Raw genomic sequence first — 23,074 nt, 5'->3', positions numbered from 1 at the left:
CGGCGCGATACCGCCGGGGAGCAGGGTATGACCATGAATCCAGCCAATGCGGCAGCACTGCCGGCAGCCAATCCTCGCCTGCGCTCAATGCTGGAGGCGCCGATCGCACCGACGCTTGCCCGCATGAGTTGGTCGAACATGCTGATGATGCTGGCGCAATCGTCCACCGGACTGATCGAGACGTGGTTCCTCGCGAAGCTCGGGACAGACGTTCTGGCGGGCGTGGCGGTGGTGATTCCGGTGCTGATGCTGACGCAGAACATGTCGCAGGGCGCGATGGGTGGTGGCATATCGTCCGCCGTGGCCCGTGCGCTTGGCGCGGGTAACTCGGTCCTGGTTGGGCAACTGGCCCGTCACGCCCTGGCGATCAACGTGATGATCGGTGCGCTGTTCTCGTTGCTGCTATGCGTGGGGGCGCGGCCGCTATTCTCCCTGCTCGGCGCGCACGGGGCGGCACTCGATGCGGCCACGACCTATGGCCGCGTGATATTTGCCGCACTGCCGCTGATGTGGGCGATGAACGCGATGGCGAGCGTGATTCGCGGTACCGGCAATATGGCGATGCCCGGAATAGTGATCTGCGTGGGCGCGCTGCTGATGATTCCGTTGTCGCCTTGCCTGATCTTCGGCCTGGGACCGTTGCCGAAGCTTGGGGTGGCCGGCGGCGCGTGGGCTTTGGTGCTGTACTACGCAGCGGGCACCGTGGTGCTGGGCTGGTATTGCCTGTCCGGCCGTTGCGCGGCGCGGCTTTCGGCCGGCCCGCTCCACTGGGCGCCTATGCGCAGCATCCTTGTGGTGGGTGGGCTCGCGTGCCTGAATCCAGTGCTGACGAATGCGCTGATTGCACTGACGACAGCGCAAGTCGGCAACCATGGCGGCACCGCGGCGCTGGCAGGCTACGCCACGGCCGCCCGGCTCGAATACCTGTTGATTCCGATTGCTTTCGGCCTTGGCGCGCCAATGGTGGCGCTGGTGGGCGCCAATATCGGCGCCGGTCAGGCCGAACGTGCCAGGCGCATCGCCATAACTGGCGGGTGCATGGCGTTTGCGATGGCGGAAATCGTTGGACTTGCCGCCGCACTCTGGCCCGAAGCGTGGCTGCGCCTGTTCGGTGCCGATGTTCAATTGCTTGAGACAGGGGCGCTCTACCTGCGAATTGTCGGCCCGCTGTATGGCTTCTTTGCGCTGGGTTTTTCGCTGTATTTCGCTTGCCAAGGTGCCGGGCGGCTCAAGTGGCCGCTACTGGCAGGGGCGCTGCGTCTCGCGTTGTTCGCGGGCGGCGGGGCAGTGGCGATGGCCGCTGGTGCGTCACTGGCGCAGTACTTCGCACTCGGCGCACTCGCCATGTTCTGCTATGGAAGCTGCGTGTTGTGGTCGATCGCGCGTGGCGATTGGGGTAGCGCCCGCCAGCGGCATGGCTGACGGGCGCTAGCTCCGTCGATCCACTAATCGTCCTACGCGGCAACATTTGCACCATTGTCCGGTTTCGTAGCTTTCCCTCCGGCGAGATCATGGTTTTCCCGAACCCGCACAGCCTGTCGCTGAAGCGGGAAAGCTCTTGTGAGAAGATTGTGCGCCCTGGCATTCGCTGAATGCCGGTGTGCCGCGCCTGGTCTTTATCAGACCATGGCCAGAGCCAGCAAGGGCAGGGCGCCGGCGCACGACTTCGCATATACGAGTTCTTCTGAATGGACCGCATTCACCCGGGAGAGTCTATGAAATCGAAATCAGGCCTGCGGTGGTACACCGCCATTGCGGCAGTTTGTCTGACCACGAGTTTCGCGCCGTCGACATACGCCGCGTCCGTTGCCCCCGTCGCCGCCGAGAATGGCATGGTGGTCACGGCCCAGCATCTGGCTACCAGGGTTGGCGTGGATGTGCTCAAGCGCGGTGGCAACGCGGTTGACGCCGCGGTTGCCGTGGGCTACGCGCTGGCCGTGGTGTACCCGGCTGCCGGCAACCTGGGCGGCGGCGGGTTCATGACCATCCAGCTTGCCGATGGCCGCAAGACGTTCCTTGACTTCCGGGAGGTGGCACCGAAGGGCGCCACCGCGAACATGTACCTGGACAAGGATGGCAACGTCATCAAGGGGGCTTCCACCAAGGGGCATCTGGCGGTAGGTGTGCCGGGCACGGTGTCCGGCATGGAATACGCACGCCGCAAGTACGGCACCATGAAGCGCACCGACCTGATTGCACCGGCGATCAAGTTTGCCGAGAACGGGTTCACGCTCGACCAGGGCGACGTGGACATGCTGCATACCTCGACCAAGGACTTCCAGGAGGACCCCGCCTCTGGCGCGATCTTCCTGAACAAGGGGCAGCCGTTCGAGGTAGGCCAGAAGCTGGTGCAGCGCGATCTCGCCAAGACGCTGAAAGCGATCAGCGCCGGTGGTACGGAAGGCTTCTACCAGGGCTGGGTAGGCCAGGCAATCGTCGCCTCCAGCCGCGCGGGAAAGGGCCTGATCACGCAGGAAGACCTGGACTCCTACAAGACGCGTGAGCTGGCGCCGGTGGAGTGTGACTACCGTGGCTATCACGTGGTATCGGCACCGCCGCCCAGCTCGGGTGGCGTCATCATCTGCGAGATGCTGAACATCCTGGAGGGCTATCCGCTCAAGGACCTCGGCTATCACTCGGCGCAGGCCGTGCATTACCAGATCGAGGCCATGCGGCATGCCTATGTCGACCGCAATAGCTACCTGGGTGATCCCGATTTTGTAAAGAACCCGCTGGCCCGCCTGCTGGACAAGAACTACGCGGCCCGGATCCGTGCCGTGATAGATCCCAAGAAGGCAGGTGTGTCGAAGGACATCAAGCCGGGTGTGGAGCCTCATGAGGGCAGCAACACCACTCACTACTCGATTGCCGACAAGTACGGCAATGCCGTGTCGGTCACGTACACGCTCAACGACTGGTTCGGCGCCAAGGTCATGGCTGCGAGTACGGGCGTGCTGCTGAACGATGAAATGGACGACTTCACCGCCAAGGTTGGCGTGCCGAACCTGTACGGCCTGGTGCAGGGCGAGGCCAACGCAATCGCCCCCGGCAAACGTCCGCTTTCGTCGATGAGCCCGACCATCGTCACCAAGGACGGCAAGCCGGTGATGGTAGTGGGTACGCCGGGAGGCAGCCGGATCATCACGGCAGTCATGCTGACGATGATCAACGCCATCGACTACAACATGAACGTGCAGGAAGCCGTAGACATGCCGCGCTTCCATCAGCAATGGCTGCCCGATCTGACCAATGTGGAGGACTACACGCTGTCGCCGGACACGCGAAAGATCCTTGAAGACATGGGGCACCACTTCGGGCCGCCGCAGCCGGCCAATCACCTGGCGGCGATCATCATCGGCGCGCCGTCACTCAACGGCAAGCCTGTAGGAAACAACCGCTTCTATGGCGCCAACGACCCGCGTCGCAATACCGGGCTGGCAGCCGGTTATTGATCGTCCGTGATGGAATGGAAGCCCGCTTCGGCGGGCTTTTTTTCTGGTTGGTGGCCGACAGGAAATCAGCAGCCTGCCTCAAAGCGCAGGCAGGGGCCCGTGTTCCTTTTCCCATGCCGCGGTGGCGGGATGTTCAACGAGGGGAGTCACGGACACCTTCATATACGGGTAAAGCGGAAGAGACCGTACGTTGGCATGAAGCTCCTCAAGACTGTCCGCCTCCCAGAGGCCACAGGAGTCAGGCGTGCCCAGGGGACGCCAGGAGCGGCGCAATTTACCTGCCGCCCTCAATTCAAAGGAACGAGCATGTTCCGCCTGCCGAAACTTTTCCTTGACGTCGTCCGGCATATCGGGAGAAAGGTTCACTTCAAGTTGGACCAGAAAAAGCATCCTGGACTCCTTGTTTGACAGTTAGGAGGTTAGAAAGTGGGGGGTGTACCAAGTCCACGCGATTCAATCCGCCGTCGCGGCTCATGGGAGGCTCCCTCGGAGCCTACACGCCCGCGACGATAAACCCGTCGCAGCGCGATGCTGCTTGTCGCTGCTTGAGGAGCACACGGTATTCAGGCGATTCGTACCAGGCCTTCGCGTGCTCGACGCTCGGAAACTCGAGCACGGTGATGTGCTTGGGCACGAATTCGCCTTCGAGGACATCGACCGCGCCGCCGCGAACCAGGTAGCGCCCGCCGTATTTCTCGATCGTCGCCGGCGCTCCGTGCCGATAACCCTCAAGGGCTGCCGCATCCAGGACCTCGAAATTCGCAATGACATAAGCGGCCATGGCCGTTCCTCCTTTAATTCGTTGTGCAGGGAATAGCTACCCAATCGCCTCTGCCTGCCGCTACAGCGACCGGCCCCTTCTAACGTGCAACGCCCTTGTTCGGATTGATCAGATACTTCGTGCCAGTCGCCCGCTTCCCGTAGACCGCAATCTCGTCGAGCTGAAGCGCCTCGACGAGGGACACCGCCTTCGTGTAGTGGCTGGCGAACGTCGTCTTGAGTTCGGCGACGATGCGCTCGCGCAGCTTCGCCTCCCGAGCCGGCCCGATCTTCTGCAGGAACGGCGTGAGCAGCCAACCGCCAACGCTGTACGCGACCCCAAAGTTGCGCGAGAGCATCGTCGGACTGGGGTCGAGCGTTCCGTAGAGGTAGACCTGCTTGTGGACCGGCGATCCGTAGCGGCTGTACTCCTTCATCGAGCGCGTCAGCGCCGCTTCCATGCAGCCGAGGATCTGGCTGGCGAGCGGGCCCCCGCCGACGGCGTCGAAAGCGATCGTCGCGCCGGTTTCGGCCAGTGCCTGCGTGAGATCCTGGATAAACGTCGGGGCCGTGGAATTGCAGACGTGCGTCGCGCCCATGGATCGGAGCAACGACGCCTGCTTCTCATCGCGGACGACATTGACGAGCGGAATGCCATCCGCAAGGCAGATCCGGTTCAGCATCTGCCCGAGATTGGACGCCGCCGCAGTGTGCACAAGCGCTCGGTGGCCGTCGTGCCGCATTGTCTCGATCATGCCGAGCGCGGTCAGCGGATTGACGAAGCACGCTGCACCCTCTGCTGGCGTGGTGCCATCCGGCAGTGCCATGCATTGCGACGCCTTGACGCAGCGGTACTGCGAATACATCGCTCCGCCGAGGAGCGCGACCGTGCGGCCCAGCAGCGCCTGCGCCTCGGCAGAGGAACCAGCTTCGACAACGACGCCCGCGCCCTCGTTGCCGACAGGCATCGATTGCCCGATGCGGCCCGCCACGGCGCTCATGCGCTCCTTGGGAATCCGCGCCGTCACCACCGGGGCCGCCGCGGTCCCGGCGTGCTGCGCGGTGTTCATGTCCGCAACGGAGAACATGTTGGCTATGTCGGACGGATTGATGGGACTTGCCTCGACCCGAACGACGACCTCGTCGGCCTGCGGAGCAGGAACTTCGACGTCAACCAGCGAAAGCTCGAGTTCCCCGTCGTCACGGATCAGCGACCGTAGCTGGAGACCCGTCTTGGCCTTGTGTCCATTCGGGGCGGTGGTGACACTCATGACTTGTCCTTTGCTCTGTTGAAGTAGACGACCAATTACGGTTTGTAATACGGCTTGTCACCAATGATGGCGGCACGTTCCATCTTGCGGTGGCAGGGCGGGTAATCCATCACGGCATAGTGCTGGGTGCATCGGTTATCCCAGATCGCTACGCTGTATGGCTTCCAGCGCCAACGCACCTGGTACTCGGGGATGTAGGCCTGGCTGATCAGGTACTGCAGCAGATCGCTCCCTCCCTTGCTGTAGTCCTGGCCATAACGTACACGGTCCTTGGTGTGATAGTTCACGAAGTGGCTCGCGAAGCCACTGACGAACAGGGCCTTCTCGCCGGTTTCCGGATGAGTGCGCACCACTGGGTGCTCGGCATCCGGGTATTGCGCCTTCATCGCCAGACGCTTTTCCTGAGGCATCGCAGCGGCCCAGGTGGAATTGAAGCTGTGGTTGGCGATCAGGCCATCGATTTCCTTTTTGACGTCGTCCGGCAGCTTTTCGTAGGCCAGTACCATGTTGGCCCACATGGTGTCGCCACCGACCGGCGGGCACTCGATGCAGCGCAGCACCGCGCCCATGGGCGGGGAGTCGCGGAAGGTGCCGTCGCAGTGCCAGGCGTTCTCGTATCGGTCGGGCGGATTCTCCGGGGTTTTGTAAATCTGGACCAGACCGGGGGCGTCCGGGTGGCTGGGCGCCATCGGATGGTCTTCCAGTTCGCCCAGACGTCGCGCGAACGCCATATGGTCCTGGCGCGAGAACTTGTCGAGGTCCTGGTCGCGCAGGAACAGCACCTTGTGCTTTAAGAGCGCGGCGTAGATTTCCTTGAACAGGCCGTCGTCCCGCACTGCATCGCCCAGATTCACATCGAGCAGTTCCGCGCCGATGGCGCAGGTTAGTTGTTCGATTCTCATTTGCAAGGGTCTCCTTATATGACGGAAGAGCTTGTCATCTCACGCGCTTCCAAGTCTTTGTGTGCCTGCATTGCGTCTTCTGGCGACTCACGCGGTTCCACAGACCGATTTCGACCGAGGTTCTGCGACAACCCTTGCAGTACTTGCCCGCAGAATCCATGCGGCAGATGTGACGCAGGGATTGGCAGCGGGCATGGGCGCAACTCAGGCAGCTGCGCGTAGCGGCAGGTTCTTCTCGCCCGACTTGCGGTTCGGGGCCATGCCGTGGGCCACCAGCGTTTCCTCAACGCTGTCGTACCACGTGCCGATGCGGTAAATCTGGCGCGCTTCCTTGCCCGAGGCGATCTCGCGGCCCAGTTCCTTCGCTACGCGCACGCATTGCTCGATCTGCTGGACCGAGGTCATGCGGTTGCCGTGCTGGTCGATGATGGTGTCCTCGATGCCGCAGCGCGGATGCAGGCCCATGGACATCGCCATCATGTTGAACGGCAATACGTTCTTCAGCAGCGACTCGGCGGTCAGGGTGCAGCCGTCCGGGGCGCGGTGCACGAAGTTGAAGAAGTTGAAGGGGTTGGGGCCGTCAAAGCCGCCGCCGATGCCGATCCAGGTCAGGTTCAGTGGGCCCATGTACTTGCCGGCGCGCACCAGGCGCTCCAGCGTTTCCATTGCGTGGATGCCGGTGAGCTGGAAGTGTGGCTGGATGCCGGCGTTGCTGAGGCGGCGCAGATGTTCTTCCACCCAGCCCGGGCCGGCCGGCACGACCATTTCACGGTAGGCCGATACATAGGCCGGCTGAGCCAGCGACGTACCTGCGGTGTACTCGGGGTACAGCAGCTCCGTGACGTTCATCTGTGTGGTGTTGATGGCCACCGTGACCTGGTCCGGCTTCGGGTCCAGTTCGGCCAGCATGTGGCGGGTGTCGTCCGACAGCCACTTGGCGGCCTGGCCGTCATCTTCCGGCGCGAAGGAGATCGAGCCGCCGACCTGGATGATCATGTCGGGCACGGCCTTGCGCACGCCGGCGATCAGTTCGTTGAACTTGGACAGGCGCTTGGAGCCCTTGCCGTCGAGTTCGCGCACATGCAGGTGCAGCACGGTGGCGCCGGCGTTGTAGCAGTCGACGGCCTTCTGGATCTGCTCTTCCATCGTCACGGGGATGTCTTCCGGGAAGTCTTCCGGCATCCACTCGGGGCCGTACGGGGCCACCGTGATGACGACCTTGTCCATGTTTTCGGGGTGCAGCGAATCGTCTAGAAATTGCATCTCTTCCTCCAGATCTGAGTGACGGCCTGTCCCTCCGTCCAGGATGGTTCGCGCCGAAGGCGCATCGAAGAGCGGGAACATCGGAGACGCAAGGTACGCGAATTTCGCTGTACGCTTTTACTCTTACGCGCCAACGTTTTATGATTTCATGCCAGCACGTGTTAATACCAAGGAAAGCGTGAGCAATCGCGACTGCGACGGCCAGGGCCAGCTGTCGTACGGCATTGAGGAAAATCGATGGAACTGATGGTGCGGTCTTCTACCGTGGGCGGCTACTTCGACGTCACGCGGCGGCTGGGGCTCAACCCCTTCGAGCTGATTCAGGAAGTCGGGCTCGATGCAGCCGCGTTGGCAAACCCCGAGGGTCGTATCCCGGCCACCGCCGGCTGCCAGTTGCTGGAAGTCACGGCACTGAAGGCGTCCTGCCCCACCCTTGGCCTGCAGATCGCAGAAACGCGCCAGCAACTCGGCGTCGGAGTCGTCAACGTACTGTTGGCCCACAAGCGCACGATGCGCGAGGTGCTGCTGGCCGCCGCGCAATACCGGCATCTGCTGAACGAGGCGCTCGCCGTCTACGTCGAAACCACCGGTGATTCGGTGACGATCCGTGAGGAAGTCATGACCGAGCCGGGCACGCCCACGATGCAGGCAATCGAGCTGTCCGTGGGCGTTCTCGCCCGCCACTTCAGTGCCCTGCTTGGTGCACACTGGAAACCCTGGAGCGTCCATTTCACGCATCACGCCCCGAAAGATCAAACGTTCCATAGGCGCTTCTTCGGTTGTTCCGTGATCTTCGGCAGCGATTTCAACGGCATCGTTTGTGCAACGGCCGATCTCGACTCCCCGAATCCGGGCGCTGACCCGGAACTGGTCCGCTATGCAGAGAGTCTCGCCACACCCCTCAACGCCACCGGCATCGATTCGACCGCGCTCGAAGTGCGCAAGGCGATCTATTTGCTCTTGCCGCTCGAGCAGGCAACGGTGGAAGGCGTCGCCCGGCATCTGCGTGTGAGCGTACGGACCCTGCAGCGCCAGCTCGAATCGGCCGGCACCAGCTTCACGGCCCTGGTCGAGGAAGTGCGCCGTGATCTTGCCGTGCGCTACATGAGCAATCCCCGCTATCCGATCGGACGCGTCGCCGCCCTGCTGGGCTACGCCCACCAGGGCGCTTTTACGGTGTGGTTCAGGTCGCGTTTCTCCATGACGCCACGCGAATGGCGAAGCAAACATCGGAAGTGATGTCGGTTCGTGCTTTTGCAGGACCGGGGTGCAATTGCGCACCGCACCGAATGGCTTCCTTGGGGGATATCAGCAAAGCTGAATGATCGGACGTCCATTCCCTCGCTATCGATGCCTCTTGAAGACGCTGGCGAGTTCCTGCAGGTCGGCCGCCGCCCAATCCCATTGCTGCGCATAGGATGCGTCCGGCGCCGGCGCGCCGCCGTATTCCATCGGGCGATCGATATAGGCAGTCTGCAGTCCATATGATCTCGCGGCGGCCAGGTCGCTATGGTGGCAGGCCACCAGGCACAGATCCTGGGGCGGCACGCACAGAGTCGCCGCCGTCGCCAGATAGGCCTGAGCTGTTGGCTTGTAGCTGCGAGATACCTCGGCACCGAGGATCGCGTCCCAGGCGAGTCCATTGAATCGGTTCATTGCGATCATCAGCGCAATGTTCGCGTTGGACAAGGTCACCACGGGGAACAACTCACGAAGCTGGGCAAGGCCAGCGGGTACATCGGCCCAGGGCTGCAGGCGCCGCCATGCATGAGACAGGTCCAGCAGTTCGCGCCCGTCGATGGCAGCGGTCTTGACTCCACGGTGCTCCAGCAACTGGATCACCGTTTCGAGATGCAATTCATCGAGTAGCGTGAACGGTCGACGGCCGCTTCGGCACTCCTCCATCGCAGGCTGATAGAGGCTGCGCCACGCATCGGCGAACTCAGCCGGATCGGTGCCGGGGAGGTGCCGCTCAAGGAAGGCGGCCGTCTGGGCTGCAATACCTGCCCGCCAATCCACCACGGTTCCAAATACGTCGAATGCCAGGGCCTTGGGTAGTGTCATCGATCTGCTCCAGGGAGAGGTGTTGGGGCGCGCTGCGCACTGAAGGTCTAACAGATATTCCCACCGTCCGCAGCCTCGCGCTGACACCAGCATGGTTTCAGGTGTTTTCCTTTGCTCAATGAGTCTTTTTTAGTATCCAATCGTCTATCATAGTCAACGATTCAGGGGCGAACCCATTGTGGCCGTCCGCCAGCAGCAGTTCGCACAGCACCTGATTGCAAAGGGCGAAGAGGTGGCGGATGCTTGCGTTCGGACGATAAATGGCCTCGCGCGCCTGGGCGGGGGCATGTCGCCGGAAGCGGCGCGGCACCTGGCTACCGGGCGAGCCCCGGAGCGCCTCTTTCCGGCTGCCGCGTAGGCGGCGGCAAACTTTGAGAAATCGAACACATTGAAGGTCTGCATGATGACAAAATTCACGATTCGCAACGCCACTCCGGAAGACATGGAAGCGGTATGTGAGATCTACAACGATGCCGTGGAGAACACGACTGCGATCTGGAATGAAGTGCGCGTCGATGTCGCCAACCGTGTCGATTGGCTGGCGGCGCGGCGCAAGGCGGGCTTCCCGGTGCTCGTCGCACTGAATCAGGCGGGGGTTGTGGTCGGTTACGCGTCGTTTGGCGATTGGCGCGCATTTGACGGCTATCGCCATACCGTCGAGCACTCGGTCTATATCCGCAATGACCAGCGCGGCCAGGGCATTGCCGGCGTGCTGATGAAGGCGCTGATCGAACGGGCCGGCGAACTGGGCAAGCACATCATGGTGGGGGCCATCGAAGCCGGAAATACGAGTTCGATCCGGCTGCACGAAAAGCTCGGCTTCGAACAGGTCGGCCTGATGAAGGAGGTCGGCATGAAGTTCGGCAAGTGGCTGGACCTGGTCTTCATGCAACTCAATATCGACCATCGCAGCACCCCGGATGGCGCAGGAAAGTAATCGCGGGCTCGGAACATCCAGGAAATGACTCAGCCATCGAATGCAACCGTGAAATCGGGATCGGTCCGTTTCTCCCCGGTGTTGCCGATGCTGATTGCCCGCTCGTCGCTACCTTCGCTTTTCGGCGGGCTCAGCATTTCCGTGCTGGCCTTCTCGATCATCGGTATCGGGGCCGTTGGCTGCATTCTTGGCGGCATGCTGAGCCGCTCGGCAGGGAGCGCGCGGGTAGCGCTTGTCGCGCTGGCAATTTCCGGGGCCTGTTGCTTGCTGCTGCCATTCGCGGCGGACGCGTTGTCACCGGGCTGGCTGCTGTTCTTCTTCCTGATCTGGGGCGCAACCGTCATCGCGGACTCACCGCAGTTTTCGGCAATGGCTGCCAAGGCGTGCCCGCCAGCGCTGGTTGGCGGTGCACTCGCCATCCAGAACTCGATCGGCTTCGCTCTGACCGTGGCTTCCATCGCGCTGGCCTCTACCTGCCTCGGCGACTTGGGGATGAGAACGTCCTGGATTCTTCTGCCCGGCCCGCTGGTGGGCATTCTGGGTTTCCTGCTGCTGCGTCGCCATTCCGGGCGAACAGCAGGAACCACGTGACCGGAAGCAGCCTCTACCGCTTGACGAGGGCTACCAGGTAGACACACGGCTTGTTGCCCGGGTTGATGAACGTGCAGGGCGCCGGCGGTCCGAGTTGCAGGCAATCGCCGACTTCCAGCCGGTGCACAAGCTCCCCTTCTTCAAACACCAACGTGCCTTGCAGTACCCAGATCTGTTGGTTCTGGAAGATAAATGCCGAAGACGGGTACGAAATCCGGACGTTTGCTGGCAGCGTGATCTCTATCAGCTCAAGCATGCCGCCATGCCGGGGCGACACCGCGCGCCGCGTGTAGCCGGTCTCCGGGTCGGTCCAGACCGGTTGGGATGCAGCGCGGCAGAGACGGTCGCCAGCCTGTTCGGCCAACGCCAGCAACATCGACAACTGCAAGCCGAAGGCGCCTGACAGCCTGCCCAGAACCGTTGCCGTTGGACTGGCTTCGCCACGCTCGATCTTGCTGATCATGGCCTTCGAAACACCAGCGCGCTCGGCCAGTTCTCCCATGGACCAACCTCGCGACTCGCGCTCGATGCGCAATCGGGCGGAAATCGCATCCGTCGGGTCAGTGGGCGCGCGAGCGGGAAGGGCAGAGGTATCGGTCATGGGCGCCATTATACGAGCGGTATTGGTTTGCTCCGATGAGTGCGACGACGGCGCGAGGCACGGTCATGGAGCCCGCACAGCCACCCTGATGGCGGCTACCGGGATGAGGACGGCTACCTATATATCGATGATCGCACCAGGGATATGATCATCAGCTTGGTCAAGGCGTCAAGGCGCCCAGGCAGGTGGAAATCCGGGCCGACCTGCCGCCTTCCAAGGTGGGCAAGGTGATGAAGAAGGACGTGCGCGCTACGCTACTCGACAAGGAGAGACAGGCATGGGTAATCGTGTGTTCATCGCAGGCGTAGGCATGATCCCCTTCGTAAAGCCCGGGGCCAACGAACCGTATCCCGTGATGGGCGCAGCGGCAGGCCGGCTGGCGCTGGCGGATGCCGGCATTGGCTACGATGCGGTGCAGCAGGCCTATGTCGGCTACGTGTACGGAGATTCCACCAGCGGGCAGCGCGCCGTTTACGGTCTGGGCATGACCGGCATTCCCGTGGTCAACGTCAACAACAACTGCTCTACCGGCTCCACCGCGCTTTATCTCGCGCGCCAGGCAATCGCCGGTGGGGCCGCAGACTGCGTGCTGGCTCTGGGCTTCGAACAGATGAACCCCGGCGCGCTTGGCGCCGTATTCAGCGACCGCCCAAGCCCGTTCGAGGAATTCGACCGGCGCGCCGGCGAACTCGTGGGCATGCCAGAACTACCGCTGGCGCTGCGCTACTTTGGCGGCGCCGGCCTGTCGCACATGGAGAAATACGGGACGCCGCTCGAATCGTTCGCAGCGGTGCGCGCCAAGGCGAGCCGCCATGCATCGCGGAACCCGCTTGCGCTGCTGCGCCGGGAACTTAGCACCGACGAGGTGATGAACGCACCGATGCTGTGGCCGGGGGTACTTACCCGCCTGATGGCTTGCCCGCCCACCTGCGGTGCGGCAGCCGCCATCCTTGTCAGCGAGAATTTCGCCAGGCGGCACGGCCTGCGCACCGATGTCTTTATCCGCGCCCAGTCCATGACCACTGATACGCCTTCGACCTTCGAGGCCCGGGACATGATGTCACTGGTGGGTTACGACATGAGCAAAGCCGCCGCGAAGCGCGTCTATGAAGAGGCGGGCGTCGGCCCCGATGATGTCGACGTGGTGGAGTTGCACGACTGCTTTGCGCAAAACGAACTGATTACCTATGAGGCGCTCGGTCTGTGCGCAGAGGGTGGGGCGGCCGGCTTCATTGCCGATGGCTCCAACACCTACGGCGGCAAGGTCGTGACCAATCCGTCCGGGGGGCTGTTGTCCAAGGGACATCCGCTCGGCGCCACCGGACTGGCCCAGTGCTACGAGCTTACGCATCAACTGCGCGGTACCGCCGAGGCACGCCAGGTGGACCGCGCGCGGCTAGGCCTGCAGCACAACCTCGGTCTTGGCGGCGCCTGCGTCGTCACGCTTTATCAGTCGAACTGAAGCGAACACAGTCAGCGGAGCCGGGAGGCAGCGATGGGCAGGTCCAACCGCTCGCGGACTAGCTTGAAGAAATCACTGAAACGCCAGGGCGCAGCCTTCATCACCCGGGCCGATACGAACTTCTACAAGGCCTGCAGCCCCAGTTTCACGGCAAGGAGCACCAGCAGTGCTCCGACTATCCAGCGCTGCGCGGCCAGCATGCCTGGACGGCTGGTCATCGCAGCAGCGGCCCGCCCGGAAGCGATCGCTACGCATGCATTCACCGAGGCAAACGCTGCAGTGAGCGCCAAACCGAGGATCAGCGACTGCCTCAGGATGTCACCTGCCTGGTAGTCGATGAATTGCGGCAGTACCGACAGAAAGACCAGTGCGAGTTTTGGATTGAGGAGGCTGGTCATTGCACCCATCGCCAGCAGGTTGCGCGGCGGCTGTGCGTCGGTACGTTCCACCTGAAGTGGCGAGCGGCCGCCGGGCCCGAGTATCCGCCATGCCATATAGAGCAGATATCCGGCGCCGAACAGGGCCAGCGCGCGGGCGGCGCCGGGGATGGCAAGGAATAGCGCGCTGATGCCGAAGGCCGCGCCAAGCATGTACGTGAAATATCCAAGCATGACGCCAGCCAGCGATACCAGGCCCGCCTTCGTGCCTTGCGAGACCGAGCGCGCCATCACATAGACCATGTTTGGCCCCGGCGTAACGGCCAGAAGGCCACCGACCATCAGGAAGTCGTACATCGCTTTCATTGCTGTCACCGTCCGGAAGAGATGCACGCAGTATCGGACCGCCGTGATCAGTAAGTAAAACGGAATATACTGAACCGATTATTCAGATAAGCTGAAATTCCGGCCAAAGCCCATGCGCAAGCTTGACCTCGATGTACTGGAGATGATCGTAGCCGTGGCCGATGCGGGGTCTTTTTCGCGTGCGGCGGAATCGCTGCACCGCTCGCCATCGGCAGTAAGCATGCAGATCAAGGCCATCGAGGACGCCATGGGCAAGCCGCTTTTCATCCGGAATACGCGCAACGTTGCGCTGACCGATGACGGCAGGACGCTCACGGACTACGGCCGGCAGATGCTGGCGATACGCGAGGAGGCCTGGTCGGCGGTAGTGCGCCCTGAAGTCCGTGGCCGTGTGACGATTGGCGTGCCGGACGACTATGCGTCTTCACTGCTGCCGTCCGTCCTGCGCAAGTTTGCGGCGGCCCATCCTCGCGTGGAAATCCGCGTGATAGGCATGCCCAGCCACGCCCTGATTCCACTGCTGAAGGACAACACGCTCGATCTGGCCTGCATCACGAAATCACGCGGCGTTACAGGCGAATTCGTGCGGTACGAACCGATGGAGTGGGCGGCCGCGCGTGGTGGCGCGTCGCAGGTCTGGAAAGAGCGCCCCTTGCCGATCGCGGTGTTTCCGCAGGGGAGTGCGGCGCGGGCGATGGCCATCAACGCACTGCAGCAGGCCGATATCCGGTATCGCATGTCGTATGAGAGCCCAAGCCTGCTCGGCCTGATCAGCATGGTGGACGCCGGGTTGGCTGTCGCGCCGCTAGCCCGTTGCAGCGTTCCGGCGCAATTGACTGTCATTGGAGAGCCCGAAGGGCTGCCGGCGTTGCCGCCGCTTGAAGTCATTCTTGCGCGAAGTGCCCGCTCCGCGCGCCCGCCTTGCGACTTCCTTGCCGAACAACTGCTGGCGGATCTGAAGGTCAGACCCGGCCCGTGACCGCAGCCGGGACCCACCGCAGCTTCCTATCTATCTGAGCCCCAAGGCTGGACAGCAGGTGTTGTCCAGCCTGTTTGCCGCGTCTCGAAGTCATCGAAATCATCGGTTTTGCAGTGCAGCACGTCCTACGTGTTTTCCCTGCGTATCTTTTATTCAATCATATGGCTTAATATTTCCAGGCGGTTTCGGGGCACGCAGTACGAGGTACCACTCTGGAGGGTCATCGTTGTGAGCAAGGAAGACACCGAAGATACGGGCGACGCGTTGCAAGTGGAGATGCGCGGCCATGTGATGTGGCTGACGATCCAGCGCGAGGCGCGCCGTAATGCCATCAATGGCGAGGTGCTTGCGGGGCTGCGGCAGGCGCTGGCCTGCGCGGGCGCGGACCCTGACGTGCGAGCCATTGTCCTGACCGGCGCCGGCACGCGGGCGTTCTGCGCTGGGGCCGACCTGCAGAGCGGCGCGTCGTTCCGCTTCGACTATTCGCAGCCTCACCAGCAACTGGCCGACCTGTTTCGCGAGGCGCGCCGCTGCACCGTGCCGCTGGTGGCGCGCGTCAACGGTGCCTGCATGGCTGGCGGCATGGGCCTGCTGGCCATGTGCGACCTGGCCGTGGCGAGCCGCCATGCCGTCTTTGGCCTGCCCGAGGTCAAGGTTGGCGTGTTCCCCGCGCAGGTGCTGGCCGTGCTGCAGCATCAACTGCCGCGCCGGGTGCTGAACGAACTGTGCCTGATGGGCGAGCCGATTGACGCCGAACGGGCGCTGTCGATCGGTCTGGTCAATCAGTTGGCCGAGCCTGATGCGCTTGACGCCACGCTGGACGCTTTTCTGTCCCGCCTGCTGGACAAATCGCCGTCGGCAATCCGGCGCGGTCTTTATACGCTCAAGCACACGGAGCACCTGGGTTTCGAAGACGCCGTGGCCTTTACCGAAAGCCAGATCGGCCTGTTTGCACTGACCGACGATGCGCAGGAAGGACAGGCCGCCTTCCGCGAGAAGCGCGCGCCCAACTGGACGGGGCGCTGATATGGCCAGGGATACTGTTTCCATTGGTGGCGCCAGCGGGTTCTGGGGCGACAGCGTCACCGGCCCGATGCAATTGGTCGCATCCGGCCGGCTTGATTACCTTGTCTTTGACTACCTGGCCGAACTGACCATGTCGCTGCTGGCGGCGGCGCGGCAGAAGAAGCCCGAACTGGGCTACGCCACGGACTTCGTCAGCGTGGCCATGCGCGCGGTGCTCAAGGACGCGATGGCACAGGGCATCCGCATCGTTGCCAATGCGGGCGGCGTTAATCCGCGCGGCTGCGCCGAGGCCTTGCAGACGCTGGCCGCAGAACTGGGCGTGCCGGTGCGCATCGCAGTGGTGGAGGGCGACGACGTGACGCCGCTGCTGCCGGCCTTGCGCGACGAAGGCGTACGCGAATGGCAGGGCACGCGCGCGTTGCCGGAAAAGATCCTCAGCGCCAACGCGTATCTCGGCGCCTTGCCGATCAAGGCCGCGCTCGATGCCGGGGCACAGGTGGTTATCACCGGCCGCTGCGTGGACAGTGCCGTCACGCTTGGCGCGCTGATGCACGCATTCGACTGGGCGCCGGACGATTACGACCGACTTGCCGCCGGCAGCCTTGTCGGCCACATCCTTGAATGCGGCTGCCAGGGGACGGGCGGCCTGCATACCGACTGGGAATCCGTGCCCGATTGGGCCAACAGCGGTTACCCGATAGCCGAGTGCAGGCGCGACGGCAGCTTCGTGGTGACCAAGCCCGCAGGTACTGGCGGCCTGGTCACGCCGGCCACCGTGGGCGAGCAACTGCTCTATGAGATTGGCGACCCCGCGCGCTATCTGCTGCCCGACGTGGTGTGCGACTTCACGCAGGTAACCATGACGCAGGACGGCCCGGACCGTGTGGAAGTCCACGGTGCGCGCGGCCATGCGCCCACGCCCGCGTACAAGGTAAGCGGGACCTTTGCCGATGGCTTCCGCAGCAACGCCCAGCTGACCGTGGTGGGATTTGACGCCGACCGCAAGGCACGCCGCACGGGGGAGGCCATCCTGGAGCGCACGCGCGGCCTGTTCCGCAAGTTGGGGCTGGGCGACTACAGCGCCACGCATCTTGAGACGCTGGGCTCGGCCTATTCCTTCGGCCCGCATCAGCCGGCATCGCCGCGCTTCGAGTCCGTGCTCTGGCTGGCCGTTACCCATGCCGACAAACGCGCGCTGGAACTGTTCACGCGCGAGATCTCGCCGGCCGGCACCTCGTGGTCGCCGGGCACGACCGGCGCGGGCGGGCGGCCATCGGTCTCGCCGGCTATCAAACAGTTTGCGCTTCTGCTCGACAAGGCGCGCCTGCAGCCGCGCGTGACCCTGCTGCCGGACGGCGTGGCGATTGACGTCCCCGTGCCGGCAGGCGCGCCGCTTCCGGATACGCCAGCAGCGGCGGCCGTGCCAGCCGAAGGCACCGACGACACCGAAGGCCCGACCCGCGAAGTACCGCTTATTGCGCTGGCCTATGCGCGCAGCGGCGACAAGGGCGACATCTCCAATATCGGTGTCATCGCCCGGAACCCGCAAGACGTGCCGCTGCTGCGTGCGCAGCTTACGGAGGAAGCGGTAGCGCGCCATCTGGCGCATCTGGTCAAGGGGCGCGTGACCCGTTACGAGTTGCCCGGTATCCACGCATTCAACTTTGTGTGCGAGCAGGCGCTGGACGGTGGTGGCATGGCATCGCTGCGCAACGATCCGCTCGGCAAAGGCATGGCCCAGGTACTGCTGGCAATGCCGGTGCGAGTGCCGGTCACGGACTGAGGACAACATGTACCCAGGATTGCCCCCATCCCCCGAATACAGCGCCGGTCACGAGGACTTTCGTGCCAGCGTGCGGCGCTTTGTCGAACAGAACATCGTCCCGTATATCGATGCCTGGGAAGAAGCAGGCAGCTTCCCACGCGAACTCTACCGAACGGCTGCGGAGCTGGGCCTGCTCGGCCTCGGCTTTCCGGAGGAGTATGGCGGCACGCCCGGCGACCCGTTCCTGGAGATGGCAATGGTGGAGGAACTTACGCGCGCCGGCAGCGGCGGGCTGCTGGCCTCGCTCTTCAGCCACACCATCGGCGCGCCACCGATCGTGGCTGGCGGCTCCGATGCGCTCAAGGCGCGCTGGCTGCCGTCCATTCTGGCGGGCGAGACCATCAGCGCACTGGCGGTGACCGAGCCTTCGGGCGGCTCGGACGTTGCCAACCTGACCACGCGCGCCCTGCGCGACGGCGACAGCTACATCGTCACCGGCAGCAAGCTCTTCATCACCTCCGGTATGCGTGCGGACGTCTTCACCGTAGCCGTGCGCACAGGCGGGCCCGGTGCGGGCGGCGTTTCCGCGCTGCTGGTGGAGGGCAACACGCCGGGCCTCACGCGCACGCCGTTGCGCAAGATGGGCTGGTGGTGTTCCGACACGGCCGAACTGCACTTCGACGGCTGCCGCGTACCGGCCGGCAATCTGCTGGGCACGGAGAACCGCGGCTTCGAAGTGATCATGCGCAACTTCAATCACGAACGCCTGGCGCTGGCGATGCAGGCCTACGGGCTGGCGCGTGTGTGCCTGGACGAAGCGTCCGACTGGGCCCGCGAGCGCACCACCTTTGGCAAGGCGCTGGTCGGGCATCAGGCCGTGCGTATGAAGCTGGTGGCCATGGCCACGCGCATCGAAGCCACGCGCGCGATGCTGGAAGACCTGATGCGCCGTATGCAGGCCGGCGCGATGCCGGTGGCCCAGCTCTGCATGCTGAAGAACTTTGCCACGCAGACGCTGCAGTTCTGTGCAGACCACGCCGTGCAGTTGCTTGGCGGCATGGGCTTTATGCGCGGCACGCGATCGGAACGGATCTACCGCGAGGTGAAGGTCTACATGATCGGCGGCGGCGCGGAAGACATTCTCAGCGATCTGGCCGCGCGCCAGCTTGGCTGGCATTGAAGGGAGAGGACATGTATCGCTCAGTGTTCCGGCCCGGCCTGTTCGCGGGTCAGGTCGTCATCGTTACCGGGGGCGGCAGCGGCATCGGCCGCTGTATCGCGCACGAACTCGCGGCGCTGGGCGCCACGGCGGCGCTGGTGGGCCGCAACCCGGACAAGCTGCGCGCCGTGCGCGAAGAGATTGCCGCCGAGGGTGGCCGGGCGCAGGACTACGTCTGCAATATCCGCGACGAAGCCGCCGTGCATGAACTCGTGGCACAGGTGCTGCGCGACCACGGGCGCGTCGACGGCCTGGTCAACAACGCCGGCGGCCAGTTTCCCGCGCCGCTGAAAGACATCTCGGCGAAAGGCTGGGAAGCGGTGCTGCAGACCAACCTGACCGGCGGCTTCCTGATGGCGCGGGAATGCCTGACCCAGCATATGCAGGGGCATGGCGGGGCCATCGTCAATATCGTGGCCGATATGTGGGGCGGCATGCCGAGCATGGGGCATTCCGGCGCGGCGCGGGCTGGCATGGTCAATTTCACCGAGACTGCGGCATTTGAGTGGTCCCAGTACGGCGTGCGCGTGAATGCGGTGGCGCCGGGCTACGTGGCGTCGTCCGGCATGGATCAGTACCCGGTGTGGATGGCCGAGAACATCCGCGCGATGCCTGCAACCGTGCCGCTGAACCGCTTTGCCACCGAGGCCGAGATTTCGGCGGCGGTGACCTACCTGCTGAGCGAGGCGGCAGCATTCGTGACTGGTGTCACGCTGCGCGTCGATGGCGGCCGGCCCAATGTGCGCGGCGGTACGCCAATGCCCGCGCCGCAGCATGCCGCCGAGCCGTTCAACGGATTCCATCTTGCGGCCACCCCCAGGGTGCTGCAGGCAAGGGAGGACAACGATGCCAGTGCTTGAAACCCGCGTGGTGCCGCAGGCGGAAAGCTTCCGCCAGAATCAGGCGGCGGTGCTTGAACTGGTAGACAGGTTGCGCGAACTGGAGCGGCGCACGCGCGACAAGTCGGACGCCTCGCGCGAGCGCTTTGCCCGGCGCGGCCAATTGCTGCCGCGCGAACGGCTGGGCCACCTGCTCGATACGGACGCGCCGTTCCTTGAGCTTTCCACGCTGGCGGGCTATTGCCTCGATCGCAGCGACCCGTCACGCACGATCCCGGGCGGCGGCATGATTGCCGGCATCGGCTGGGTCAGCGGCGTACGCGCGATGATCCTGGTGGACGACGCCGGCATCGACGCGGGGGCCGTCCAGCCGATGGGCATCGAGAAATTCCAGCGCGCGCAGCAGATCGCACTGGCCCAGAAGCTGCCGTTTATCCATCTGGTGGAATCAGCCGGGGCCAACCTGCTGGAATACAAGATAGAGACCTTTATCCACGGCGGCTCCGGCTTCTATTGGCTGGCGCGGCTGTCTGCAGCCGGACTGCCGGTGATCAGCGTCGTGCACGGCTCCAGCACGGCAGGCGGCGCCTACATGCCGGGGCTGTCGGACTACGTGGTGATGGTGCGTGACCGCGCCCGCGCGTTTCTGGCGGGGCCGCCGCTGCTGAAATCGGCCACTGGCGAGATCGCCACGGAAGAAGAACTCGGCGGCGCCGAAATGCATGCCACCACGTCCGGGCTGGCCGAATATCTGGCCGAAGACGACGCCGATGCACTGCGCATCGCCCGTGAACTGGTGGCCGCGCTTGGCTGGAACCGCGACATGCCGACCGGCGTGCCGGACTACCGAGCCCCGCGCTTCGACGCCGCCGATCTGGTCGGCATCGCGCTGACTGACCACCGCAAGCCGCTGGATATGCGCGAAGTCATCGCGCGAATTGTCGACGGCTCGGACTTCCTCGAGTTCAAGCCGGATTACGGCCCCGCCACGCTGACGGGCCACGCGGCCATCTGCGGCATGCCGGTGGGCATCCTCAGCAACAACGGCCCGCTGGACCCGGCCGGCGCCACCAAGGCAGTGCACTTCATCCAGGCGTGCTGCCAGTCAGGCACGCCGCTGCTGTACCTGCAGAACACCACCGGCTTTATCGTCGGCAAGGCATCCGAGCAGGCCGGCATGATCAAGCACGGCGCCAAGATGATCCAGGCCATGAGTAATGCCAATGTGCCGCGCATTACGCTGCATTGCGGCGCTTCGTTCGGCGCGGGCAACTATGGCATGTCTGGGCGCGGCTTTTTTCCGGACTTCTGCTTTAGCTGGCCCAACGCCCGCACCGCCGTGATGGGCGCCGAGCAGGCTGCCGGCACCATGGCCAGCGTGATGGCCGCCGGCATGGAGCGCAAGGGCCAGCCGGTGGACCACGAAGCCATCAACGCCATGCGCGCCAAAGTGATCGAAACCTTCGAACGCCAGTCGGACGCCTTCACGGTATCGGGCCGCCTGCTCGACGATGGCGTGATCGACCCGCGCGACACGCGCAGAGTGCTGGCCAGCGTGCTATCCGTCTGCGAAGACGCACGCCGCCGACAGTTGCGGCCCGTGCAGTTCGCGGTCGCCAGACCTTAATCCCACGTTGCAGCAGCCCGTAAAAGAACAACCGGAGCGAGACACCATGCAATTCACCCACGAGCACCAGGAACTGCAGCGCAACCTCACGCGCTTTATCGACAGCGACATCAACCCGCACGTTGACGAATGGGAAGAGGCGGAGATCTTCCCCGCCAAGGAACTGTTCAGGAAGATGGGCGCGCTGGGCTTCCTTGGCATCGCCAAGCCGACGGAGTTCGGCGGGCTGGGACTGGATTACTCGTACGCGATGGCCATGGCCGAAGCGCTGGGACATATCCGCTGCGGCGGCGTACCCATGGCGATCGGCGTGCAGACTGACATGGCGACACCTGCGCTGGCTCGCTTTGGCTCCGATGCGCTGCGCGCCGAGTTCCTTGCGCCCGCCATCACCGGCGATGCGGTGGCATGCGTGGGCGTGTCCGAGCCCGGCGCGGGTTCCGACGTGGCGTCGATCAAGACCGTAGCGCGCAAGGATGGCGACGACTACGTCATCAACGGCAGCAAGATGTGGATCACCAACAGCCTGCAGGCTGACTGGATGTGTCTGCTGGCCAATACGTCCGACGGCCCGGCGCACCGGAACAAGTCGCTGATCATCGTGCCGATGAACACCAAGGGTGTATCGGTGGGTAAGAAGATCCGCAAGATCGGCATGAACTCCTCGGACACGGGCCTGATCTACTTCGACGACGTGCGCGTGCCGCAGCGCAACCGTATCGGCGAAGAGGGCAAGGGCTTTACCTACCAGATGCTGCAGTTCCAGGAAGAGCGCCTGTGGGCCGCTGCCAGCAGCCTGCGCACGATGGAAATGTGCCTGGACACCACTATCGAATACGGGCGCGAGCGCAAGCTGTTTGGCGCCAGCCTGCTGGACAACCAGTGGGTGCATTTCAAGCTGGCCGAACTGAAGACCGAGGTGGAGTCACTGCGTGCGCTGGCTTACCGCGCGTGCGAGCTCTATATCAGCGGGCAGGACGTAACCGAACTCGCCTCGATGGCCAAGCTCAAGGCCGGCCGCCTTTCGCGCATCGTGCCGGATGCGTGCCTGCAGTTCTGGGGCGGCATGGGCTTCACGTGGGACAACCCGGTTTCGCGCTTCTACCGCGACGGCCGGCTTGGCTCCATTGGCGGCGGCGCTGACGAGGTCATGCTCAGCATCATCTGCAAGTACATGAACACGCTGCCGGGCAAGCACGGCTAAAGCGACGGACCATGCGAGGCACCATGCGAGGCACCCAGTCAACCCGGACCTTTGGTTCGCCATTCCGCTCGCTCCTGATTGCCAATCGAGGCGAGATCGCCGTGCGCATCATGCGTACCGCGCGCCGCTTGGGCATGCGCACCATCGCCGTGTATTCGGAGGCTGACCGCGATGCGCCGCACGTACACGAGGCAGACCTGGCATTGCCGATCGGCGCGTCGCAGCCATCGGCGTCCTACCTGAACATTCCCGCGTTGATCGAGGCGGCACGGCTGAGCGGTGCCGAGGCAATACACCCGGGCTATGGATTCCTGGCCGAAAGCGACGCGTTCGCCCGCGCCTGTGCCGAGGCGGGCCTGATCTTCGTCGG

At 63.9% G+C, this 23,074-nt stretch carries 23 protein-coding genes; 14 read left to right on the top strand and 9 right to left on the bottom strand.

All coding sequences use genetic code 11. The features are described from left to right. Positions 1-27: 27 nt before the first annotated feature. Both B552_RS0123140 and ggt read left to right on the top strand, forming a co-directional pair. Positions 28-1,422, top strand: a complete 1,395-nt coding sequence (locus B552_RS0123140; RefSeq protein WP_019451439.1) for an MATE family efflux transporter — start codon at positions 28-30, stop codon at positions 1,420-1,422. Positions 1,423-1,715: 293 nt separating this feature from the next. Continuing rightward, complete coding sequence (ggt, locus tag B552_RS0123135) at positions 1,716-3,452, top strand: gamma-glutamyltransferase (RefSeq protein ID WP_019451438.1); 1,737 nt, start codon at positions 1,716-1,718, stop codon at positions 3,450-3,452. A 78-nt stretch (positions 3,453-3,530) separates the two neighbouring features. Here ggt and B552_RS0123130 read toward each other — a convergent pair whose 3' ends face one another. The 6 genes from B552_RS0123130 to B552_RS0123110 form a co-directional block, all read right to left on the bottom strand. Continuing rightward, a complete protein-coding gene (locus B552_RS0123130; protein WP_019451437.1) occupies positions 3,531-3,842 on the bottom strand; it encodes a muconolactone Delta-isomerase family protein in 312 nt (103 codons plus the stop codon). Positions 3,843-3,945: 103 nt separating this feature from the next. Next, positions 3,946-4,233, bottom strand: coding sequence for a DUF1330 domain-containing protein (locus B552_RS0123125; protein WP_019451436.1), 288 nt, complete (start codon positions 4,231-4,233; stop codon positions 3,946-3,948). Between the two features lie 79 nt (positions 4,234-4,312). After that, a complete protein-coding gene (locus B552_RS0123120; RefSeq protein WP_019451435.1) occupies positions 4,313-5,482 on the bottom strand; it encodes a zinc-binding dehydrogenase in 1,170 nt (389 codons plus the stop codon). A 35-nt stretch (positions 5,483-5,517) separates the two neighbouring features. Continuing rightward, the gene (locus B552_RS0123115) at positions 5,518-6,384 is read right to left on the bottom strand and encodes a TauD/TfdA family dioxygenase (RefSeq protein ID WP_019451434.1); all 867 of its coding nucleotides are present in this window, start codon (positions 6,382-6,384) and stop codon (positions 5,518-5,520) included. Positions 6,385-6,418: 34 nt separating this feature from the next. Continuing rightward, on the bottom strand, positions 6,419-6,544 hold the full coding sequence (locus tag B552_RS28610; RefSeq protein WP_237718334.1) for a DUF1289 domain-containing protein: 126 nt from the start codon (positions 6,542-6,544) through the stop codon (positions 6,419-6,421). A 44-nt stretch (positions 6,545-6,588) separates the two neighbouring features. Then, positions 6,589-7,647, bottom strand: coding sequence for a 3-keto-5-aminohexanoate cleavage protein (locus B552_RS0123110; protein WP_019451433.1), 1,059 nt, complete (start codon positions 7,645-7,647; stop codon positions 6,589-6,591). A gap of 237 nt (positions 7,648-7,884) precedes the next feature. Between B552_RS0123110 and B552_RS0123105 the strand changes: the two genes are divergently transcribed. Then, entirely contained in the window at positions 7,885-8,886 is a 1,002-nt protein-coding gene (locus B552_RS0123105) for an AraC family transcriptional regulator (protein WP_019451432.1), read from the top strand. A gap of 105 nt (positions 8,887-8,991) precedes the next feature. On the opposite strand, the gene B552_RS0123100 is transcribed toward B552_RS0123105, so the two are convergent. Further along, the gene (locus tag B552_RS0123100; protein ID WP_019451431.1) at positions 8,992-9,711 is read right to left on the bottom strand and encodes a haloacid dehalogenase type II; all 720 of its coding nucleotides are present in this window, start codon (positions 9,709-9,711) and stop codon (positions 8,992-8,994) included. A 403-nt stretch (positions 9,712-10,114) separates the two neighbouring features. Here B552_RS0123100 and B552_RS0123090 point away from each other — a divergent pair, with 403 nt between their 5' ends. Together B552_RS0123090 and B552_RS27835 are read left to right on the top strand one after the other, a co-directional pair. Continuing rightward, on the top strand, positions 10,115-10,648 hold the full coding sequence (locus B552_RS0123090; protein WP_026035968.1) for a GNAT family N-acetyltransferase: 534 nt from the start codon (positions 10,115-10,117) through the stop codon (positions 10,646-10,648). 87 nt (positions 10,649-10,735) lie between these two features. After that, complete coding sequence (locus B552_RS27835; protein ID WP_019451428.1) at positions 10,736-11,239, top strand: hypothetical protein; 504 nt, start codon at positions 10,736-10,738, stop codon at positions 11,237-11,239. Positions 11,240-11,252: 13 nt separating this feature from the next. Here the strand turns inward: B552_RS27835 and B552_RS0123080 are convergent, their stop codons facing one another. Next, complete coding sequence (locus B552_RS0123080) at positions 11,253-11,840, bottom strand: XRE family transcriptional regulator (RefSeq protein WP_019451427.1); 588 nt, start codon at positions 11,838-11,840, stop codon at positions 11,253-11,255. A gap of 277 nt (positions 11,841-12,117) precedes the next feature. Between B552_RS0123080 and B552_RS0123075 the strand changes: the two genes are divergently transcribed. Next, positions 12,118-13,302, top strand: coding sequence for a lipid-transfer protein (locus B552_RS0123075; RefSeq protein WP_019451426.1), 1,185 nt, complete (start codon positions 12,118-12,120; stop codon positions 13,300-13,302). Positions 13,303-13,424: 122 nt separating this feature from the next. On the opposite strand, the gene B552_RS0123070 is transcribed toward B552_RS0123075, so the two are convergent. Continuing rightward, positions 13,425-14,045 carry a LysE family translocator gene (locus tag B552_RS0123070; protein WP_026035967.1) on the bottom strand — a complete coding sequence of 207 codons (621 nt, stop codon included), beginning with the start codon at positions 14,043-14,045 and terminating at the stop codon, positions 13,425-13,427. Between the two features lie 112 nt (positions 14,046-14,157). On the opposite strand from B552_RS0123070, the gene B552_RS0123065 reads away from it, so the two are divergent. The 8 genes from B552_RS0123065 to B552_RS27830 form a co-directional block, all read left to right on the top strand. Then, positions 14,158-15,024: a LysR substrate-binding domain-containing protein gene (locus B552_RS0123065; RefSeq protein WP_019451424.1), complete on the top strand. Its 867-nt coding sequence runs from the start codon at positions 14,158-14,160 to the stop codon at positions 15,022-15,024. A 276-nt stretch (positions 15,025-15,300) separates the two neighbouring features. Continuing rightward, positions 15,301-16,050, top strand: coding sequence for an enoyl-CoA hydratase/isomerase family protein (locus B552_RS0123060; protein WP_035880230.1), 750 nt, complete (start codon positions 15,301-15,303; stop codon positions 16,048-16,050). Between the two features lies 1 nt (position 16,051). Next, the gene (locus B552_RS0123055) at positions 16,052-17,833 is read left to right on the top strand and encodes an acyclic terpene utilization AtuA family protein (RefSeq protein WP_019451422.1); all 1,782 of its coding nucleotides are present in this window, start codon (positions 16,052-16,054) and stop codon (positions 17,831-17,833) included. 7 nt (positions 17,834-17,840) lie between these two features. Next, positions 17,841-18,995 (top strand): acyl-CoA dehydrogenase family protein, encoded by a 1,155-nt coding sequence (locus tag B552_RS0123050; RefSeq protein WP_026035965.1) that lies wholly within the window; start codon positions 17,841-17,843, stop codon positions 18,993-18,995. Between the two features lie 11 nt (positions 18,996-19,006). Further along, positions 19,007-19,894 carry an SDR family oxidoreductase gene (locus tag B552_RS0123045; protein WP_019451420.1) on the top strand — a complete coding sequence of 296 codons (888 nt, stop codon included), beginning with the start codon at positions 19,007-19,009 and terminating at the stop codon, positions 19,892-19,894. Further along, on the top strand, positions 19,881-21,500 hold the full coding sequence (locus B552_RS0123040; protein ID WP_019451419.1) for a carboxyl transferase domain-containing protein: 1,620 nt from the start codon (positions 19,881-19,883) through the stop codon (positions 21,498-21,500). The genes B552_RS0123045 and B552_RS0123040 overlap by 14 nt, the downstream gene beginning before the upstream one ends. Positions 21,501-21,546: 46 nt before the next feature. Next, positions 21,547-22,704, top strand: a complete 1,158-nt coding sequence (locus B552_RS0123035) for an acyl-CoA dehydrogenase family protein (protein WP_019451418.1) — start codon at positions 21,547-21,549, stop codon at positions 22,702-22,704. Between the two features lie 23 nt (positions 22,705-22,727). Then, positions 22,728-23,074: biotin carboxylase N-terminal domain-containing protein (locus B552_RS27830; RefSeq protein ID WP_035880225.1), on the top strand; the 347-nt coding region annotated here is incomplete at its 3' end.

The sequence above is a fragment of the Cupriavidus sp. BIS7 genome (genome assembly GCF_000292345.1).
Lineage (GTDB): Bacteria > Pseudomonadota > Gammaproteobacteria > Burkholderiales > Burkholderiaceae > Cupriavidus.
The sequence above is the reverse complement of the archived record's forward strand: the minus strand, read 5'-3'. Positions and strand labels throughout refer to the sequence as shown.

Excerpts from the sequence above, each read along its gene's own strand:
- B552_RS0123140 (WP_019451439.1), top strand. The coding sequence starts at position 28 with ATGACCATGAATCCAGCCAATGCGGCAGCACTGCCGGCAGCCAATCCT.
- ggt (WP_019451438.1), top strand. The coding sequence starts at position 1,716 with ATGAAATCGAAATCAGGCCTGCGGTGGTACACCGCCATTGCGGCAGTT.
- B552_RS0123130 (WP_019451437.1), bottom strand. The coding sequence starts at position 3,842 with ATGCTTTTTCTGGTCCAACTTGAAGTGAACCTTTCTCCCGATATGCCG.
- B552_RS0123125 (WP_019451436.1), bottom strand. The coding sequence starts at position 4,233 with ATGGCCGCTTATGTCATTGCGAATTTCGAGGTCCTGGATGCGGCAGCC.
- B552_RS0123120 (WP_019451435.1), bottom strand. The coding sequence starts at position 5,482 with ATGAGTGTCACCACCGCCCCGAATGGACACAAGGCCAAGACGGGTCTC.
- B552_RS0123115 (WP_019451434.1), bottom strand. The coding sequence starts at position 6,384 with ATGAGAATCGAACAACTAACCTGCGCCATCGGCGCGGAACTGCTCGAT.
- B552_RS28610 (WP_237718334.1), bottom strand. The coding sequence starts at position 6,544 with ATGGATTCTGCGGGCAAGTACTGCAAGGGTTGTCGCAGAACCTCGGTC.
- B552_RS0123110 (WP_019451433.1), bottom strand. The coding sequence starts at position 7,647 with ATGCAATTTCTAGACGATTCGCTGCACCCCGAAAACATGGACAAGGTC.
- B552_RS0123105 (WP_019451432.1), top strand. The coding sequence starts at position 7,885 with ATGGAACTGATGGTGCGGTCTTCTACCGTGGGCGGCTACTTCGACGTC.
- B552_RS0123100 (WP_019451431.1), bottom strand. The coding sequence starts at position 9,711 with ATGACACTACCCAAGGCCCTGGCATTCGACGTATTTGGAACCGTGGTG.
- B552_RS0123090 (WP_026035968.1), top strand. The coding sequence starts at position 10,115 with ATGACAAAATTCACGATTCGCAACGCCACTCCGGAAGACATGGAAGCG.
- B552_RS27835 (WP_019451428.1), top strand. The coding sequence starts at position 10,736 with ATGCTGATTGCCCGCTCGTCGCTACCTTCGCTTTTCGGCGGGCTCAGC.
- B552_RS0123080 (WP_019451427.1), bottom strand. The coding sequence starts at position 11,840 with ATGACCGATACCTCTGCCCTTCCCGCTCGCGCGCCCACTGACCCGACG.
- B552_RS0123075 (WP_019451426.1), top strand. The coding sequence starts at position 12,118 with ATGGGTAATCGTGTGTTCATCGCAGGCGTAGGCATGATCCCCTTCGTA.
- B552_RS0123070 (WP_026035967.1), bottom strand. The coding sequence starts at position 14,045 with ATGAAAGCGATGTACGACTTCCTGATGGTCGGTGGCCTTCTGGCCGTT.
- B552_RS0123065 (WP_019451424.1), top strand. The coding sequence starts at position 14,158 with ATGCGCAAGCTTGACCTCGATGTACTGGAGATGATCGTAGCCGTGGCC.
- B552_RS0123060 (WP_035880230.1), top strand. The coding sequence starts at position 15,301 with ATGCGCGGCCATGTGATGTGGCTGACGATCCAGCGCGAGGCGCGCCGT.
- B552_RS0123055 (WP_019451422.1), top strand. The coding sequence starts at position 16,052 with ATGGCCAGGGATACTGTTTCCATTGGTGGCGCCAGCGGGTTCTGGGGC.
- B552_RS0123050 (WP_026035965.1), top strand. The coding sequence starts at position 17,841 with ATGTACCCAGGATTGCCCCCATCCCCCGAATACAGCGCCGGTCACGAG.
- B552_RS0123045 (WP_019451420.1), top strand. The coding sequence starts at position 19,007 with ATGTATCGCTCAGTGTTCCGGCCCGGCCTGTTCGCGGGTCAGGTCGTC.
- B552_RS0123040 (WP_019451419.1), top strand. The coding sequence starts at position 19,881 with ATGCCAGTGCTTGAAACCCGCGTGGTGCCGCAGGCGGAAAGCTTCCGC.
- B552_RS0123035 (WP_019451418.1), top strand. The coding sequence starts at position 21,547 with ATGCAATTCACCCACGAGCACCAGGAACTGCAGCGCAACCTCACGCGC.